Below are 16,754 nucleotides of genomic sequence, written 5' to 3'. Positions count from 1 at the left end.
GCGCCCCGGACCCGCGGTCACCCGGCACCGCGCCCGGTCAGCCGCGCCGCCACCAACGGGCCGATCCGCGCCGCGTGTTCCGTGCGCAGCATGTGGAAGTGCTGCGCCGGGACATGGTGCACCGCCACCTCCCCGTCCACGTACTCCCGCCAGGCGGCGGGCGTGTGCGCGGGGTCCCGGACGTGGCCGTGGATCCGGTTCTCGGCGGTGAACAGGAGCATGTCGCCCCGGTACCGGTCCGGGGTGTGCTTGCGCATCACCTCGATGTCGTTGCGGAAGATGTCGAGCAGCGGGAAGCTGCCCTCGCCCTCCAGCAGGTGCGGCGGCAGCCCGGTGTCCCGGCTCAGCTCCGCCACCAGATCGTCCGCGTCACGGACGTCCACCTCCGGGCTGCCGTGCCCCACGGTGTCGTCCAGCAGCAGCCGCAGCCACTCCCGCTTGCTCAGCTCCGGCATCTGGCCGAACGTACGGGAGTTGTCGGGGTAGGCGTCCAGCACCGTGAGGGAGGCGACCTCCTCGCCCGCGCGCTGGAGCTGCGTGGCCATGGCATGGGCGACCAGCCCGCCCAGCGACCAGCCGAGCAGATGGTAGGGGCCGTTCGGCCGCACGGCGCGGATCTCGGCGAGGTAGTCCGCCGCCATCGCCGCCACGCTGTGCGGCAGTACCTCGTCGGGCGCGCTGAGCACGCGTGCCTGGAGGGCGTGGACGGGCTGGTCCGGGGGCAGGTGGGGGAGCAGCCCGGCGTACCGCCAGCCGAGCCCGCCGCCCGGGTGGACGCAGAACAGCGGCGGTCTGCTGCCCTCGGCGCGCAGCGGCAGCAGCGTGTCCAGTGCGTGCGGCGCGGACACCTGGTCCAGCCGCTCCGCCAGTCCCGCGACCGTCGGCGCGGAGTACAGCGTGCGGACCTCCAGCGGTACGCCCAGGGCGGTGCGGATACGGGAGACCAGCTGGGCCGCGAGCAGCGAGTGTCCGCCCAGCTCGAAGAAGCTGTCGTCGACCCCGGCCGACGGCACCGCCAGCACCTCGGCGAACAGCGCGCACAGCGCCTTCTCGCGCGGGGTGCGCGGGGCCGCGAGGTGCCGGCGCAGGCCGGGTCGGGGGCGGGCAGCGCGCGCCGGTCCACCTTGCCGCTGCCGGTCAGCGGCAGCGCGTCGAGGACGGCGACGGCGGTGGGGACCATGTGGTCGGGCAGCCGCTGGCCCAGCCACCGCCGGACCTCGCCGGCGTCCAGCGGTCCCGCGGCTCGCGCCGGGTGGTCCCTGCCGGTCGCGGGGACGACGTAGGCGACGAGGGTCTGGTGCCCGGCGTGGTCGGCGCGGGCGACGACCACCGCCTGGGTGACGCCGGGGTGGCCGAGCAGGACGGCCTCGACCTCGCCGGGTTCGACCCGGAAGCCCCGGATCTTGACCTGGTCGTCGGTCCGTCCGAGGAAGTCCAGTTGCCCGTCGGCCCGCCAGCGCACCAGGTCGCCCGTGCGGTACATCCGGCTGCCGGGCGGGCCGTACGGGTCGGCGACGAACCGGCTCGCGCTCAGGCCGGGCCGCCGCAGATAGCCGCGGGCCAGCCCGGGACCCGCCAGATACAGCTCACCGGTGGTCCCCGGCGGCACCGGGCGCAGCCCGCTGTCCAGCACGTACACGAGCGAGTCGGCGACCGGGCGGCCGATCGGCGGGGTCCGGCCCGCGCGGAGCCCGCCGCTGACGGTGGCGTACACGGTGGCCTCGGTCGGCCCGTAGGCGTTGATCAGCTCGCGGCCGGTGACCGACCAGCGGTCCACGAGCGCGGTGGAGACCGCCTCGCCCGCCAGGATCGCGGTGCGCACCCACAGCCCGGAGGCCGAGGACGGGTCGCGCTCGCACTCCTCCAGCAGGCTGGCCAGCGCCGACGGGGTCTGGTTGAGCACCGTCACGCGCTGCTCGGTCAGCAGCCGCAGCAGCTCGGCGGGGGAGCGGCTGACGGAGCGGGGGACGACGACGAGCCGGCCGCCGTGCAGCAGCGGTGCCCACATCTCCCAGACGGAGACGTCGAAGGTGTACGAGTGGAACAGCGCGAAGGTGTCGGCCGGGCCGATGCCGAACTGCCGCGCGGCGCCCGCGAAGAGGCGGCCTACGTTCCGGTGGGTGTTCACCACGCCCTTGGGGGTGCCGGTGGAGCCGGAGGTGTAGATGACGTACGCGGGGTGCTCGGGCCGCAGCGGGGCGGTGCGCTGCGCGTCGGCAGGGTCGGTCGCGGGCCGCGCGGCGAGGTCCCGGACGGTGTCGGGGTCGTCCAGCGGCAGCGGCTCGGCGGCGGTGTCCGGCAGGGTCGCGGCGATGGCGCGGGTGGTGACGACGAGCGGCACCGCGGTCTCGGTGAGCATCAGCGCCGTGCGGTCGGGCGGGTACTCGGGGTCCAGCGGCAGGTATCCGGCGCCGGACTTGAGGACGGCGAGGACGGCGACGAGGAGGTCGGCGTTGCGGGGCAAGGCCAGCGCGACGAACCGCTCCGGGCCCGCGCCGTGCGCGATCAGCCGGTGGGCCAGCCGGTTGGCGGCCTCGTTCAGCTGGGCGTAGGTGAGCGAGCGGGAGGTGTCCACGACCGCGACGGCGCCCGGGGTGCGGGCCGCCTGCGCGGCGAACAGGTCCGGCAGCGTGGCGTCCGGCTCCGGCGCGGTGTCGGGGCCGCCGCGCCAGCCGCCGAGGACGCGGGCGCGCTCCTCGTCGCCGAGCAGGTCGATGCCGCCGACGGTGCGGTCCGGGCCCGCGGGGCCGGTGAAGGCGCGCAGCAGGTGCAGGTAGCGCCGCTGGTGGGTGGCGAGTTCGGCGTCGCTGTACAGGTCGGCGTTGGCGTTGTGGTCGATCCGGATGCCGGTGCCGTCGGATCGGTCGTACGCCATGATCGACAGGTCCTCGACCAGCCCGTTGGAGAGGTTGTGCGCGGTGACCGGATGCCCGGCGAAGTCGAAGTCGTAGCCGAAGGACATGATGTTGATGTGCGGGCCCAGCAGCCCGCGCCCACCGTCCGCCAGCCGCAGGTCCCGGGACAGGTCGATGCGGCGGTAGCGCTGGTGGCGCAGTGCTCCGCGGACCTCCTTGGAGACGTGCCGCACGAGTTCCCGCACCCGCGTGCCCGGACGCACCGGAACGCGCAGCGGCAGGATATTGGCGGCCATTCCCGGGACATCGCGCAGCGCGGCGTCCGTACGGGCCGCCACCGGCAGGCTGAGCACGATATCCGGCTTGCCGGTCATGCGGTGCAGATAGGCGGCCGTGACGGCCATCATCATGGCGGACCAGTGCGTGCCGCACTGCCGCGACGCGGCGCGTAATTGAACTGCTTCGGCCTCGCTGAGATACGCGGTCTGCCGAATGCTGCTGGTGAATAGCGTGCCCGGCTGACCGGCCAGCCGGGGCGGCTCCGGGTAATCGGCGAAGTGTTCGGTCCAGTAATCCCGGTCGGTGGTGAAGTCCCTCGATTCCCGGTATTCCGCGTCGCGTTGCAGCAGCAGCTCCAGCGGGCCGAACACGGCAGGCGGGCAGGACCGGCCAGCGACGGCGGCGCTGTACAGCTCGGCCACCCGCCGGGCGACCAGGGCGCCGCCCGACGCGTCCGTCACGATGTGGTGGTAGCCCTGGTACCAGGCGAACCGCTCCGGGCCGAGCTTGAACAGGGCGTAGCTGAACAGCGGCTCCCGCTCCAGGTCCATCGGGCGCCGCAGGTCGGCGTACATCCACCGCTCGGCGGCCGCGCGCGGCCCGTCCTCGTCGCCGGTGCCGTCGGTGCGGTCGGTGCCGTCCCTGCCGCCGGTGCCGTCCGCGCCGTGCTCGCCGCTGACGTCGAGCACCGGCAGCGCCCAGTCCCGTACGGGCTCGACGACCTGCCAGGGCACACCGCCGTCCGCACCGAAGCGCGCATGGAACGGCTCGGCCTCCGCGACGGCCTGCCGCAGTGCCTTCTCGAATATCCGCGGCTCAATCGGACCGTGAATTTCCAGATACTCGCCGATCCGGAACAGCGGGCTTTCGGGGTCGATTTGCTGGCTGAACCAGATTTCACTCTGGCCGGTCGACAGCGGCAGACGGGTACCCCGGACAACAAACTGCAAGTCTTCTCCCAGCGGGTGGGGGATCAAAACGCCACATGGTGACCACCCTAGGAGAAGAATCGCTCACACCTCGCGTCAACTGGTGTCGGCGCGCCAGTCGTTGCATCGAATGAGATGACCGCTCACGGTGTCGGGCGAACCGCGTCCATCGGACGGCGGATTTCTTTTCTGCCGATCGGATCGATCGCATTTCCATGACCGTATGGTCTTTGGAGGCCATGGATCGCATGCTGTTGGAGGCCGTGACTGGAATCGAACCAGCGTAACTCGCTTTGCAGGCGAGCCCCTGAGCCACTCGGGCACACGGCCGGGATCCGTCGTACGGATCGTCGTGCTCTCGAAGTCGACACTAGGGCGGGCTCCCGGAGCCCGCAATGACCTCGCGCGGCCCGCCATGGGACTGACACGCGGCGTTCATGGTGCGGGTGTCACCCAGAAGCCGGGCACGGGCCGCTGTTTCGGTACCCCAAATTCTGCTTATGATTCGATGGTGTTCGACTCCCGGCACATCAAGACCTTCCACGCGGTGGTGCAGGCCGGTTCCTACTCGGCGGCCGCCCGCTCGCTCGGCTACACCCAGCCCGCCATCACCCAGCAGATGAAGGCGCTCGAACGCTCCGTGGGCACCCCGCTGTTCACCCGCGTCGGGCGGACGATGCGGCTCACCGAGGCGGGCGAGGCGCTGGCCCGGCACGCCGGGGTCATCCTGGAGAGCATCTCCACCGCGCAGCAGCAGATGAACGCGATCACCCGGCTGCGGGCCGGCCGGGTCCGGCTCTGCGCATTCCCCAGCGCCACTGCCACCCTCGTCCCGGAGACCCTGGGCCGGCTCGCGGCCGGGCATCCGGGGATCCGGGTGGAGTTGCTGGAGGACGAGCCGCCGGAGTCGCTGGGGCGGCTGGTGCGCGGCGAGTGCGACATCACCCTGGCCTTCACCTACCCCGGCCTGTACGAGGACGTGCCCGAGGAGGTCGCGGAGATCCCGCTGCTGGAGGACCAGCTCACGGTGCTGCTGCCGACCGGGCACCCGCTCGCCCGGCGGCGCGCCGTCAAGCTCGCCGACCTCGCCGAGGAGCGCTGGATCGCGGGCTGCCTGCGCTGCCGCGCCAACTTCCTGCACGAGTGCGCGGAGCAGGGCTTCGCGCCGGACATCGCCTTCACCACCGATGACAACCTGGTCGTCCAGAGCCTGGTCGCGGAGGGGCTGGGCGTGGCCATGATGCCGGGCCTGGTGCTGTCGTTCCTGTGCCACCGCAAGGTCACCGGGCGCGCGCTGGACCCCGCCTCCCGGCGCCAGGTCTCGGCGTACGTGCTGCGGGAGCACCTGCGCATCCCGGCGACGGCGCTGGTGCTGGAGCAGCTCAAGGCAGTGGCCGAAAACCGGATGGGCTGCTGACGTACGGCGGGCGCGCCCCGTACGCCGTCGGGGGCGCATTCGCGCACATCCATAAGCGACCGTAGGGGTTCGGCGAAGAAACTGTCGTTGGACGTGATGGATCGGGTGGCAGGACGCTGCCGGTATGACCACTCCGACCACCCCGACCGCATTCCGAGCCCCCCGTACGACCGCCCGGCTCGACGCGCTCGTGACCGAGGTGCGCGCGGCCGTCGACCTGGGCCTGCCCCCGGACCTGACCGCGTATCAGGTCGGCGAGCGGCTGGCCCCCCACCTCTGCGCCCCCGACCTGCTCACCGAGGAGCAGCGGGTCGGCGACCCCGAGTGCTACCGGCAGCACATCCTGCACGCCGAGCACGACGGGAGCTTCTCCATCGTCGCGCTGGTCTGGCTGCCGGGGCAGCGGACGTCCATCCACGACCACGTCTCGTGGGGCGTGGCCGGAGTCCACGAGGGCCAGGAGAGCGAGACCCGCTACCGGCTCGTCGCCGACGGCGGCCGCGCCCGCCTGGAGCCGACCGGGGACGTGGTGAACCCGTGCGGCTCGGTGAGCGCGTTCGCGCCCCCCGGCGACATCCACCGGGTGTGGAACGCCTGTGACGGCAAGGCCATCTCGATCCACATCTACGGCGCGGACATCACGCGGCTGGGCTCCAGCGTGCGGCGGGTGTACGAGTGCCCGGACGACGAGCGGTGACGGCCACGGGCATACCCGACACGTCGGCACACGGGCGGACCGCACTGGGGAAGCCCCCCGCGCCGCGCGCCGAGGCGGACCCGGCGGAGGCCGCGCCACCGGGCGAGGCGGCATCGGGGACGGCCGGTCGGCCGCCCGGCGACGGGGCATCGGGGACGGCTGGTCGGCCACCCGGCGAGGCGGCATCGGGCACGGCCGGGCTGCCGTCCGGCGAGGCGGCACCGGGCACGGTCGGGCCGCCGCCCGGCGACGCCGCACCCGGCAAGGCGGCGGCGTCGGGCGGCGCGCCGGCGCGCGGGAAGGCCGCGGGTCCGCTCCCCGGGCTCGGCTTCGCCGTCCTCGGCGTGGCCGCCGCGTGGGGCGTCCACCGGCTGGTGCCCGGCGTGCCGATGCTCACCGTGGCCGTCGTCCTCGGCATCACCGCCGCGCACCTGCCCGGCGCCCGCGGCCTGATCCGCGGAACGGGCCGCCCGGGCCTCTCCCTCGCGGGCAAGCGGCTGATGCGGCTCGGCATCGTCCTGCTCGGCCTCAAGCTCAGCCTGGACGACGTGCTCGGACTCGGCTGGGCGACCGTGGCGATGGTGTTCGGCGTCGTCGCGGCCACCTTCTGCGGCACCTGGTGGCTCGGCCGCCGGATGGGGCTGCGCGGCGACCAGCCGGTGCTGATCGCCACCGGTTACGCGATCTGCGGCGCGTCCGCGATCGGCGCGGTCAGCGAGGTACGGGACAGCGAGGAGCGGGACGTGGCCACGTCGGTCGCGCTGGTGACGCTGTGCGGCACCCTCGCCATCGCCGTACTGCCGCTGCTCCAGCATCCGCTGGGGTTGGACGACGGGCAGTTCGGCCGCTGGGCCGGGGCGAGCGTGCACGACGTGGGCCAGGTCGTGGCGACCGCGCAGACCGCGGGCGAGGGCGCGCTGAGCGACGCGGTGCTGGTCAAGCTCATGCGGGTGGCGCTGCTGGCGCCGCTGGTGGCCGCGGTCGCGCTCTCGGTACGGGCCCGCCGAGCGGCGGCCCGCGACACCGCATCCGGCGGCGCGGGGGCAGCCGGCAAGGGCGACACCGCGTCCGGCGGCGCGGAGGCAGCCGGTGCGCAGGCGCACGGCGCGGCCCGCCGCCCCCCGCTCGTACCGCTGTTCGTCGTCGGCTTCCTGGCGGCGGTCGCCGTGCGCAGTACGGACGTCCTGACCTCCGGTGCGCTCGACGCGGCCGGAACGGCACAGGAACTGCTGCTCGCCGCGGCCCTGTTCGGGCTGGGCAGCGCGGTGCACCTGCCCTCGCTGGCGCGTACCGGCGGGCGCGTGGCCGCGCTGGGGCTGTGCGCGTGGGTGGTGGTCGCCGGGGTGAGCTACGGCGGCGTACTGCTCACCACCTGACGCTCCGCCGGGGGGCATTTCCTGGGGGCACCGCCCAGCGGCCGCGCTGGGGGGAGGAGTCCGGGGGAGGCCGCTCTGGGGAGGATCTCGTATGAGGGGACGGGACCCGGCCCACGTGGCCGGGCCCCGCGCGTTTCACGGCAGCGGTGGCCACCTCACTCGGCCAGGGCGCGGTGCAGCACGGCGCCGAGTTCGGCGAGCTGCCGTTGTGAGACCTCGGCGGACAGGATCGCCTGCGAGCCGTGGAAGGTGCCGGGCCACTGGTGCAACTCGACCGACACGCCCGCCTGCAGCAGGCGCTGCGCGTAGTCGATGTTCTCGTCGCGGTTCGGGCAGAGTTCCGCGGTGGCGATGTGGGCGGGTGGCAGGCCGGACAGGTCGGTGGCCCGCGCCGGGGCGGCGTACGGCGTGGCGGGCCGGGAGCCCAGGTAGTGCCGCCACGATGCGGTGATCTTGTCGCGGTTCATCCAGGGCGTGTCGGTGAAGTTCCGCGCCGACCACGTCTCCTGCCGGTCGTCGAGACCGGGCTGGTTGAGCAACTGGAAGCGGATCGGTGGCCCCTGCTGGTCACGCGCCCGCAACGCCACCGCGGCCGCGAGCCCGCCGCCCGCACTGTGCCCTGCGACCGCGATCCGCTGCGGGTCGATGCCGAGTTCGGCCGCGTGCTCGGCCGTCCAGGTCAGTACGGCGTAGGCGTCGTCGAGGGCGGCCGGAAACGGGTGCTCGGGGGCAAGGCGGTAGCCCACGGAGATCACCACCGTGTTCGAGGCGTCCGCGATCCGGGTGGCCCACGGGTGCTCGGTGTCCACATCGCCCATGACGAATCCGCCGCCGTGCAGCCAGACGATGGCGCCGCCCCGCGCCTGGTGCGGGCGGTAGATCCGTACCGGCACCTCCGGGTCGGCGGGCACGGTGCGGTCCTCGACCTCCATGCCCGTGGTGTCCGGTGGCGGCACCGCGGCGGCCAACTCGGCGAAGCTCTTGCGGTCGGCGGCGGGGTCGGTCAGGTTGGCGCGGGGGAACAGGGGGATGAACGCTTCGAGTTCGGGATCCATGGAGACCATCCTCACGGTCGGCCGCCCCGGGATCATCCGCCAACTGTCGGAGCTCGCGCCCGGATCACGCACCGAACGGCGCCCGTCCTCCTGCCATGGAGGCCCTATCCTCCTGCCATGGAGGCCCTGGCCGTACGGCTGTCGCACCTGGATTCCCAAGCCGAAGGCGCGATCCGCGTCGTCATGTTCTACGACACGCTGATGCGCCGGCGGGTGGATCTCCCGGCGCTCGCCCGGGCCTCGGCGTGCCTGGCCGAGTGCGTGGCCGGGATCCGGCTCCACGGCACGGGGCGGACGATCCGCGTCTCGCCCGACGGCAGGGAGAAGTCCGCGCCGCCGTCGCCCCCGTCCACGACGATGCCGATCACCCTCGACGAGGAGGAGATCGGCACGGTGTGGCTGGAACGCCCCGGCCCGCCGAATCCCCTCGACGAAGCGCTCCTCGACCGGCTCGCCATCGCCGCCGCGGCCGTCGCCGAGCGGTACGGCCCGGCCCGCACCACCATGGCCGACCCCGCCCTCGTCGAACTGGCGATCAGCACCGACAGCGACGAGGCGGCCCGGGCACGGGCCTTGCGGCTGCTGGGTTTCGCCGCCGACCTGCCGGTCCACGTCGTCGCCGTACGGTCGCGGCTTCCGCTCGACCGGGTCGGCGGCCTGCTCTGCCCGGCCCGCCCGGTGAAGGCGGCGCCACTCGCCGACGTGGGCGTCATCCTGGCCACCACCGTGGACCGGACCCGGTTTCCGGCAGGCGTACGCGCGGGCATCGGCTCCGCGGAAAGCCCCGACCGGTCCTGGCGCGAAGCCCGCACCGCCCTCCGCTTCACCACCCCACGCCGACCGGTGCTCCACCACGACGACCTGGGGGCGCTGGCGCTGCTCGCACAGGTACCCCAGGACACCGCGCGCGACAACACCGACGTGGCCGCGATCGCCCGCATCGCAGGCAACCCGGAAGACCTGGCGACCCTGGACGCCTACTGCGCCACCGGCTCCCTACGCCGGGCCGCCGACCTCCTCCACCTGCACCACAGCAGCGTCGCCCGCCGACTCGAACAGATCGCGAAGACCCTGGGCACCGACCTCACCGAACCCACCGGACTGATGCGCGCCCAGCTCGCCCTCACCGCATGGCGGCTGCTCGACGACTGATGCGGTGGAAGCCGTCTCTTGAAGCTGTGGCCCTGGCCAGGCTGAGCGGCGTCCTTGGACGCAGACGGGAAGGGGCAGGTCGGAAGAAGCCCGCAGCTCCGCCGACGTGCCCTAGAGTCCGCTCCGTGCCCGAGATCACGCTTCGTCTCACCGACGACGAGGCCGCCGCCCTGCGCAACCTGGCCGATATGTGGGCGTGCTCCCCGGCCGAGGCCGGGCGCCGCATCGTGCTGGAGCGCGTCGCGGACGAGCGGCAGGCCGTCTTCGACTCCATCGCCGAGCGTGTGGCCGAGCAGAGCCGGGAACTGTCGCGGCGGCTTGCCTAAGGACCACGGGGCGATACGCCGTACGGCCCGGTGTGAGTTGAATCCCACCCTCGGGGGACCCACCCCGTTCCCCAAGGCGCCCCCACCGGCCCCGGTAGGCTGACGCGGTTGCCGATCCCGCCAGCCGACCGCCCGACGGAGACCGTGACTACTACCGCCTCCCCCTCCAGCCACCACCTCTCTCCCGCCTTCCCCGGCCGCGCCCCTTGGGGCACCGCCAGCAAGCTGCGTGCCTGGCAGCAGGGCGCGATGGAGAAGTACATCCAGGAGCAGCCGCGCGACTTCCTCGCCGTCGCGACGCCCGGCGCCGGTAAGACCACCTTCGCGCTGACGCTCGCCTCCTGGCTGCTGCACCACCACGTCGTGCAGCAGGTGACCGTCGTCGCGCCCACCGAGCACCTGAAGAAGCAGTGGGCGGAGGCGGCGGCCAGGGTCGGGATCAAGCTGGACCCGGAGTACAGCGCCGGCCCGCTGGGGCGCGAGTACCACGGGGTCGCCGTGACCTACGCGGGCGTCGGCGTCCGCCCCATGCTGCACCGCAACCGCTGCGAGCAGCGCAAGACGCTCGTCATCCTCGACGAGATCCACCACGCCGGCGACTCCAAGTCGTGGGGCGAGGCGTGCCTGGAGGCGTTCGAGCCGGCGACCCGGCGGCTGGCGCTCACCGGTACCCCGTTCCGCTCCGACACCAACCCGATCCCCTTCGTCACCTACGAGGAGGGCAACGACGGCATCCGGCGGTCGGCCGCCGACTACACCTACGGATACGGCAACGCCCTCGGCGACGGCGTCGTCCGCCCGGTGATCTTCCTCTCCTACAGCGGCAACATGCGCTGGCGCACCAAGGCGGGCGACGAGCTGGAGGCCCGGCTCGGCGAGCCGATGACCAAGGACGCGGTCTCCCAGGCGTGGCGCACCGCGCTCGACCCGCGTGGCGACTGGATGCCGAACGTGCTGCGCGCCGCCGACCAGCGGCTCACCGAGGTGCGCAAGGCCATCCCCGACGCGGGCGCTCTCGTCATCGCCACCGACCAGGACTCCGCCCGCGCGTACGCCAAGCTGATCCGCGAGATCACCGGCACCAAGGCGACCGTCGTGCTGTCCGACGACTCCGGCGCCTCCCAGCGCATCGAGGACTTCAGCCACAACGACGACCGCTGGATGGTCGCGGTCCGCATGGTGTCGGAAGGCGTGGACGTGCCGCGGCTGGCGGTCGGGGTCTACGCCACCACCATCTCCACCCCGCTGTTCTTCGCGCAGGCCGTCGGCCGCTTCGTACGGTCCAGGCGGCGCGGCGAGACCGCGTCCGTCTTCCTCCCGACCATCCCCATGCTGCTCGGCTTCGCCAACGAGATGGAGGTCGAGCGCGACCACGTCCTGGACAAGCCGAAGAAGGACGGCGAGGAGGAGGACCCGTACGCCGAGTCCGAGAAGGAGATGGACGAGGCGAACAAGCAGCAGGACGAGGACACCGGCGAGCAGGACATGCTGCCCTTCGAGGCGCTGCAGTCCGACGCCGTCTTCGACCGGGTGCTCTTCGACGGCGCCGAGTTCGGCATGCAGGCCCACCCGGGCAGCGAGGAGGAGCAGGACTACCTCGGCATCCCCGGCCTGCTCGAACCCGACCAGGTGCAGCTGCTGCTCCAGAAGCGGCAGGCCCGGCAGATCGCGCACAGCCGCAAGAAGCCGGACACCGAGGCCGACCTGCTCGAACTCCCGGCGGAGCGGCGGCCGGTGGTCACCCACAAGGAGCTGCTGGAGCTGCGCAAGGAACTCAACAGCCTGGTGGGGCGTACGTCCACCAGAGCGGCAAGCCGCACGGCGTGATCCACACCGAGCTGCGGCGGGTGTGCGGCGGACCGCCGAGCGCGGAGGCGACGGCCGGGCAGATCCGGGAGCGGATCAAGAAGGTGCGGGAGTGGGCGACGCGGATGCGGTGACTCCGCCGACTACCTCCCCCGAACCCCTTCCCCAGCGAGGCCTCACCCAGACCCTGTCCGGGGGTGCCCCAGAGGCGCCCCCAGGGGTGTCCCCACGCGCGGTGCGATCGCCCGGCACGGTGCGGCCGCGGCCCGCAACCCCCTTCGGCGCTTTTCACCAAGCTGTCATGCCCGTCATCCCCACGGCGGGACGATGCGCCGCAATCCCCCGTAGAACCGGCGCCTCCGCCTGGCACAGGGTGCCAACTCCGCTCGGATTCTGGACGGACTCTTCCGCTGAGCGGACTCGCTCGCTACTTTTCCGCTACGCACACGCCCCGTGGCAGCGCCGCCGCGGAGCGCAGCCGGTGCGTGCCCGCGACCGGCGGCCTCTTCCGCGCGCCGTCGCCGGGACCGATGGAGCATCGCGGTGGAGCCGCCCTCACACGGAGAGGGGGCGTCGTGACCGCGGAGACCTCCCAGACGCTCGACCGGGGCCTGCGCGTCCTTAAGCTGCTGGCCGACACCGACCACGGACTGACCGTGACCGAGCTGTCCACCAAGCTCGGCGTCAACCGGACCGTGGTCTACCGCCTGCTGGCCACCCTGGAGCAACACGCGCTCGTACGCCGCGACATAGGCGGCCGCGCCCGCGTCGGGCTCGGGGTCCTGCAGCTGGGCCGCCAGGTGCATCCCCTCGTACGGGAGGCCGCGCTGCCCGCGCTGCGCGCCCTCGCCGAGGACATCGGCGCCACCGCGCACCTCACCCTGGTCGACGGCACCGAGGCTCTGGCGGTCGCGGTCGTCGAGCCGACCTGGACCGACTACCACGTGGCCTACCGGGCCGGGTTCCGGCATCCGCTGGACCGGGGCGCGGCGGGCCGGGCGATCCTCGCCGCGCGGACGGGCGGCGTCGACGACCCCGGCTACGCGCTGACCCACGGCGAACTGGAGGCGGGCGCGAGCGGCGCGGCCGCCCCGCTGGTCGGGGTGACCGGCATAGAGGGCAGCGTGGGCGTGGTCATGCTGGCGGACGCGGTACCGGAGCGGGTCGGCCCGCGCGTGGTGGACGCGGCCCGAGAGGTCGCCGACGCCCTCCGCTGAGGGGACCGGGCCTGTCCCGGGCCCGTGCCGCCGACCGCCCGGACCGGACCGCGGCGAGCCCTCGCCTGCCTGGCAACCGAGGACCGAAGTCCGGCGCCGCGCCCGGTTGAACTAAGGTCGCCCCATGCCCGCAGTCTCCCGCCGTGCCCGGACCCTCGCGATCTGCGCCGTCCTCGTCGCGTCCCTGCTCGCGGTCGCCGCCTTCGTGCCCCTGCCGTTCGCGGTCGCCCAGCCCGGCAGCACGGTGAACGTCCTCGGCGCCGACAAGGGCAGGCCGGTGATCACCATCTCCGGTGCCGCAACCCGCAAGACCAGCGGCCAGCTGCGGATGACCACGATCGTGGCGACCGGCCCGGACGCCACCGTACGGCTCGGCGACGTGATCGACGGCTGGTTCGACACCGACCGGGCGGTCATGCCCCGCGAGGCCGTCTACCCGGTCGGCGACACGACCGAGGAGATCGAGAAGCACAACGTCGAGGAGATGAAGGAGTCGCAGGACGACGCGACCCGCGCCGCCCTGCGCTATCTGCGCCGGTCGGACGAGGACATCGACGTCTCGCTGCGGCTCGCGGACGTGGGCGGCCCGAGCGCCGGGCTGCTGTTCTCGCTCGGGATCATCGACAAGCTGGACGGGGACGGCCGCGGCGGCGACCTGACCGGCGGCCGGGTCATCGCCGGCACCGGCACCATCGAGCCCGACGGCACGGTCGGCCGGGTGGGCGGCGTCCCGCTCAAGACGCTGGCCGCGAAGCGCGACGGCGCGACCGTCTTCCTGGTGCCCAAGGGGGAGTGCTCGGAGGCGGAGGAGGGCCTGCCGAAGGGGCTCCAGCTGATCCCGGTCACCAAGCTGAACGACGCGGTCTCCTCGCTCCGGGCCCTGGCCTCGGGCAAGAACGTCCCCAGCTGCTAGTCCCCAGAGGGTGCGGCTGCTAGGCCCCCAACTGACCCGGTACGCCCGGTCGCGGGGTGACCAGCCGCAGCCCCAGCTCCACCAGTCCCCAGCCCACCCGCCGGCGCAGCAGCCCGGGCGGGTGCGGAGGGCGAACCGGCCGCGGACGCGTTCCGGCGGCGGCACGTACGGAGCGTACGGCGCGGGCCTCCTGGTGGAGCTGCTCCGCTCGCAGGTGGTGCAGCCGCAGGTGTATGTCGCTGTGCATCTCAGCCTCCGTCGGACGGTTCGTCGGGGTGTGTGGGGCGCGGGAACGCGTGCAGATGGACCCGGACCGGCTCCGCCCGCATCTCGTCCACATCCGTACGGGCGCGATAGCGCTCGATGACGGCGTGCAGCTCGTCGGCCAGCTCTCCGGTGAGCTCCGGCGTCAGCCGCAGCGAGACGTCGCTGATGTCCCAGACCTTCTGCCACTCGCGCGACCACTCGTGCATCGTGCCGAGCGCGGTGGACAGCTCCTGGGCGTGGATGACGGCGACTTCGTGCAGGAAGGCACTCAGCGCCCCGCGCACCTCCGGGTCGGGGTGGCGCGCGAACTGTGCGGCGTCGGTGCTGGTGCCCTGCTGGGCGGCCTTCCACCAGCGCTCGCGTGCCGTGCCCCGGTCGGGGTCCTCCACGACGAAGTCGTACGCGGCCAGCTGCCGCAGGTGGTAGCTGGTGGCGCCGCTGGACTCATCCAGTCGCTGGGCCAGTTGGGACGCGGTGGCCGGGCCGTACTCCCGCAGGGCCCCAGTAGGCGGATACGCAGCGGGTGGGCGAGCGCGCGCAGGGAGCGCGGGTCGAGAGCGCGGACGTCATGGGGCGGCGGTGTCGCCGGGTTCTCGGGCACGGTTCCACCGTACGCATGCAAAGACTCCGTTGCAACAGGTTCTTTGCAATGGAATCTTTGCTTTGGACTCAGTCGTCCGCCGCCTGCTGCACCAGCGGAATGATCCGCAGCGGCACCGGGTTCTCCATCATGATCGCCGTCGAGGCCCGGACGATTCCCTCGAAGCCCACCACCCGGTCGATCACCCGCTGCAGATCCGCGTTCGAGCGGGCGACCAGGCGGCAGAGCATGTCGCCGTGGCCGGTCGTGGTGTGCAGTTCCAGCACCTCGGGGACGGTCGCCAGATGGGCCCGTACGTCGCCGCCCTGGCCCTGCTTGATCTCCAGCGTCGCGAACGCCATGACCGGATACCCCAGCGCCGCCGGGTCCACGTCCGGCCCGAAGCCGCGGATCACCCCGTTGGCCTGGAGCCGGTCCAGCCGCGCCTGTGCCGTCCCGCGCGCGACGCCGAGTCGCCGCGATGCCTCCAGGACGCCTATCCGGGGCTCCTCCGCGAGCAGGGTGATCAGGCGTGCGTCCAGAGAATCGATCCCCACGGCTTTACCCTCCGCTGTCGTTGGTGATGGTCATCATGTACAGAGAGGCCGGTGAAACGCCGGTAACCATGTACAGAATGCCTAACGAAAACCACAACTATTGCGCACCTTGTGGATCGGAGGGAACCTGCGGCCATGACTGAGACCATCGATCACACCCCGCACACCGCTCGGCAGGCCGACCCCTTCCCGGTGAAGGGGATGGACGCGGTCGTCTTCGCCGTCGGCAACGCCAAGCAGGCCGCGCACTACTACGCCACGGCCTTCGGCATGAAGCTCGTCGCGTACTCCGGACCGGAGAACGGCAGCCGCGAGACGGCGTCCTACGTCCTGGAGTCGGGCGCCGCCCGCTTCGTGCTCACCTCCGTCATCAAGGCCACCACCGAGCGTGGCCGCTTCCTCGCCCAGCATGTGGCCGACCACGGCGACGGCGTGGTGGACCTGGCCATCGAGGTGCCGGACGTCCGCGCCGCGTACGCGTACGCGGTCGAGCACGGCGCCACCGGGCTGGAGGAGCCGCACGAGGTCAAGGACGAGCACGGCACCGTCGTCCTCGCCGCCCTCGCCACGTACGGCCAGACCCGGCACACCCTGGTCGAGCGCTCCGGCTACGACGGCCCGTACCTGCCGGGGTTCGTCGCCGCCGACCCGATCGTGGAGCCGGGCCCGCGCCGCTTCCAGGCCATCGACCACTGCGTCGGCAACGTCGAGCTCGGCAAGATGGACGAGTGGGTGGCCTTCTACAACAAGGTCATGGGCTTCACGAACATGAAGGAGTTCGTCGGCGACGACATCGCCACCGAGTACTCCGCGCTCATGTCCAAGGTCGTCGCGGACGGCACGCGGAAGGTGAAGTTCCCGCTCAACGAGCCGGCCATCGCCAAGAAGAAGTCGCAGATCGACGAGTACCTGGAGTTCTACGGCGGCCCCGGCGTCCAGCACATCGCGCTGAACACCAACGACATCGTGGCGACCGTCCGCGCCATGCGGGCCGCCGGCGTCCAGTTCCTGGACGTCCCCGACTCGTACTACGACACCCTCGGCGAGTGGGTCGGCGAGACCCGCGTCCCACTGGACGAGCTGCGCGAGCTGAAGATCCTCGCCGACCGCGACGAGGACGGCTACCTGCTCCAGATCTTCACCAAGCCGGTGCAGGACCGGCCGACGGTCTTCTTCGAGATGATCGAGCGGCACGGCTCGCTCGGCTTCGGCAAGGGCAACTTCAAGGCGCTGTTCGAGGCGATCGAGCGCGAGCAGGAGAAGCGCGGAAACCTGTAACCCCCGGGAACCTTCCCGTTCCCGACCCGATCCGCCCCGAACGGCGCACG

The 16,754-nt window shown here is 72.7% G+C and carries 12 protein-coding genes, 1 tRNA gene and 3 pseudogenes; 9 read left to right on the top strand and 7 right to left on the bottom strand.

Annotated features, from left to right (window positions below):
• Positions 1 to 17 precede the first annotated feature (17 nt).
• From Q3Y56_RS12410 to Q3Y56_RS12400, 3 genes and pseudogenes are all read right to left on the bottom strand, one after another.
• The gene (locus Q3Y56_RS12410) at positions 18 to 1,013 is read right to left on the bottom strand and encodes a thioesterase domain-containing protein (protein WP_304461999.1); all 996 of its coding nucleotides are present in this window, start codon (positions 1,011 to 1,013) and stop codon (positions 18 to 20) included.
• A 170-nt stretch (positions 1,014 to 1,183) separates the two neighbouring features.
• Positions 1,184 to 4,084 (bottom strand): annotated as a pseudogene (locus tag Q3Y56_RS12405) (amino acid adenylation domain-containing protein); the annotation flags it as partial.
• A 234-nt stretch (positions 4,085 to 4,318) separates the two neighbouring features.
• Positions 4,319 to 4,393, bottom strand: a tRNA-Cys gene (locus Q3Y56_RS12400).
• 181 nt (positions 4,394 to 4,574) lie between these two features.
• Here Q3Y56_RS12400 and Q3Y56_RS12395 point away from each other — a divergent pair.
• The 3 genes from Q3Y56_RS12395 to Q3Y56_RS12385 all read left to right on the top strand — a co-directional run bounded on the left by Q3Y56_RS12395 (position 4,575) and on the right by Q3Y56_RS12385 (position 7,553).
• Complete coding sequence (locus Q3Y56_RS12395; protein WP_304465574.1) at positions 4,575 to 5,480, top strand: LysR family transcriptional regulator; 906 nt, start codon at positions 4,575 to 4,577, stop codon at positions 5,478 to 5,480.
• Between the two features lie 124 nt (positions 5,481 to 5,604).
• The gene (locus Q3Y56_RS12390) at positions 5,605 to 6,177 is read left to right on the top strand and encodes a cysteine dioxygenase family protein (RefSeq protein WP_304461998.1); all 573 of its coding nucleotides are present in this window, start codon (positions 5,605 to 5,607) and stop codon (positions 6,175 to 6,177) included.
• A 344-nt stretch (positions 6,178 to 6,521) separates the two neighbouring features.
• Positions 6,522 to 7,553: a YeiH family protein gene (locus Q3Y56_RS12385; RefSeq protein ID WP_304465573.1), complete on the top strand. Its 1,032-nt coding sequence runs from the start codon at positions 6,522 to 6,524 to the stop codon at positions 7,551 to 7,553.
• A 155-nt stretch (positions 7,554 to 7,708) separates the two neighbouring features.
• Here Q3Y56_RS12385 and Q3Y56_RS12380 read toward each other — a convergent pair whose 3' ends face one another.
• Positions 7,709 to 8,608 carry an alpha/beta hydrolase gene (locus tag Q3Y56_RS12380; RefSeq protein WP_304461997.1) on the bottom strand — a complete coding sequence of 300 codons (900 nt, stop codon included), beginning with the start codon at positions 8,606 to 8,608 and terminating at the stop codon, positions 7,709 to 7,711.
• A gap of 117 nt (positions 8,609 to 8,725) precedes the next feature.
• Here Q3Y56_RS12380 and Q3Y56_RS12375 point away from each other — a divergent pair, with 117 nt between their 5' ends.
• The 5 genes and pseudogenes from Q3Y56_RS12375 to Q3Y56_RS12355 all read left to right on the top strand — a co-directional run bounded on the left by Q3Y56_RS12375 (position 8,726) and on the right by Q3Y56_RS12355 (position 14,022).
• The gene (locus tag Q3Y56_RS12375) at positions 8,726 to 9,760 is read left to right on the top strand and encodes a CdaR family transcriptional regulator (protein ID WP_304461996.1); all 1,035 of its coding nucleotides are present in this window, start codon (positions 8,726 to 8,728) and stop codon (positions 9,758 to 9,760) included.
• 125 nt (positions 9,761 to 9,885) lie between these two features.
• On the top strand, positions 9,886 to 10,086 hold the full coding sequence (locus Q3Y56_RS12370) for a hypothetical protein (protein WP_304461995.1): 201 nt from the start codon (positions 9,886 to 9,888) through the stop codon (positions 10,084 to 10,086).
• A gap of 144 nt (positions 10,087 to 10,230) precedes the next feature.
• Positions 10,231 to 12,026 (top strand): annotated as a pseudogene (locus tag Q3Y56_RS12365) (DEAD/DEAH box helicase).
• Between the two features lie 441 nt (positions 12,027 to 12,467).
• Complete coding sequence (locus Q3Y56_RS12360) at positions 12,468 to 13,109, top strand: IclR family transcriptional regulator (RefSeq protein WP_304461994.1); 642 nt, start codon at positions 12,468 to 12,470, stop codon at positions 13,107 to 13,109.
• A 124-nt stretch (positions 13,110 to 13,233) separates the two neighbouring features.
• The gene (locus Q3Y56_RS12355; protein WP_304461993.1) at positions 13,234 to 14,022 is read left to right on the top strand and encodes a PDZ domain-containing protein; all 789 of its coding nucleotides are present in this window, start codon (positions 13,234 to 13,236) and stop codon (positions 14,020 to 14,022) included.
• Between the two features lie 19 nt (positions 14,023 to 14,041).
• Here Q3Y56_RS12355 and Q3Y56_RS12350 read toward each other — a convergent pair whose 3' ends face one another.
• From Q3Y56_RS12350 to Q3Y56_RS12340, 3 genes and pseudogenes are all read right to left on the bottom strand, one after another.
• The gene (locus Q3Y56_RS12350; RefSeq protein WP_304461992.1) at positions 14,042 to 14,269 is read right to left on the bottom strand and encodes a hypothetical protein; all 228 of its coding nucleotides are present in this window, start codon (positions 14,267 to 14,269) and stop codon (positions 14,042 to 14,044) included.
• A 1-nt stretch (position 14,270) separates the two neighbouring features.
• Positions 14,271 to 14,890, bottom strand: a pseudogene (locus Q3Y56_RS12345) (winged helix-turn-helix domain-containing protein).
• A gap of 68 nt (positions 14,891 to 14,958) precedes the next feature.
• Positions 14,959 to 15,426 carry an Lrp/AsnC family transcriptional regulator gene (locus tag Q3Y56_RS12340; protein WP_304461991.1) on the bottom strand — a complete coding sequence of 156 codons (468 nt, stop codon included), beginning with the start codon at positions 15,424 to 15,426 and terminating at the stop codon, positions 14,959 to 14,961.
• Between the two features lie 135 nt (positions 15,427 to 15,561).
• Between Q3Y56_RS12340 and hppD the strand changes: the two genes are divergently transcribed.
• Positions 15,562 to 16,704 carry a 4-hydroxyphenylpyruvate dioxygenase gene (gene hppD, locus Q3Y56_RS12335; RefSeq protein ID WP_304461990.1) on the top strand — a complete coding sequence of 381 codons (1,143 nt, stop codon included), beginning with the start codon at positions 15,562 to 15,564 and terminating at the stop codon, positions 16,702 to 16,704.
• Positions 16,705 to 16,754 lie beyond the last annotated feature (50 nt).

Source organism: Streptomyces sp. XD-27 (assembly GCF_030553055.1).
Taxonomy (GTDB): domain Bacteria; phylum Actinomycetota; class Actinomycetes; order Streptomycetales; family Streptomycetaceae; genus Streptomyces.
Note: the sequence above shows the minus strand (reverse complement) of the source record. Positions and strands in the feature narration are given on the sequence as shown.

Coding starts and splice junctions, on each gene's coding strand:
- Q3Y56_RS12390 (WP_304461998.1), top strand. CDS start 5,605: ATGACCACTCCGACCACCCCGACCGCATTCCGAGCCCCCCGTACGACC.
- Q3Y56_RS12380 (WP_304461997.1), bottom strand. CDS start 8,608: ATGGATCCCGAACTCGAAGCGTTCATCCCCCTGTTCCCCCGCGCCAAC.
- Q3Y56_RS12375 (WP_304461996.1), top strand. CDS start 8,726: ATGGAGGCCCTGGCCGTACGGCTGTCGCACCTGGATTCCCAAGCCGAA.
- Q3Y56_RS12355 (WP_304461993.1), top strand. CDS start 13,234: ATGCCCGCAGTCTCCCGCCGTGCCCGGACCCTCGCGATCTGCGCCGTC.
- Q3Y56_RS12350 (WP_304461992.1), bottom strand. CDS start 14,269: ATGCACAGCGACATACACCTGCGGCTGCACCACCTGCGAGCGGAGCAG.
- hppD (WP_304461990.1), top strand. CDS start 15,562: ATGACTGAGACCATCGATCACACCCCGCACACCGCTCGGCAGGCCGAC.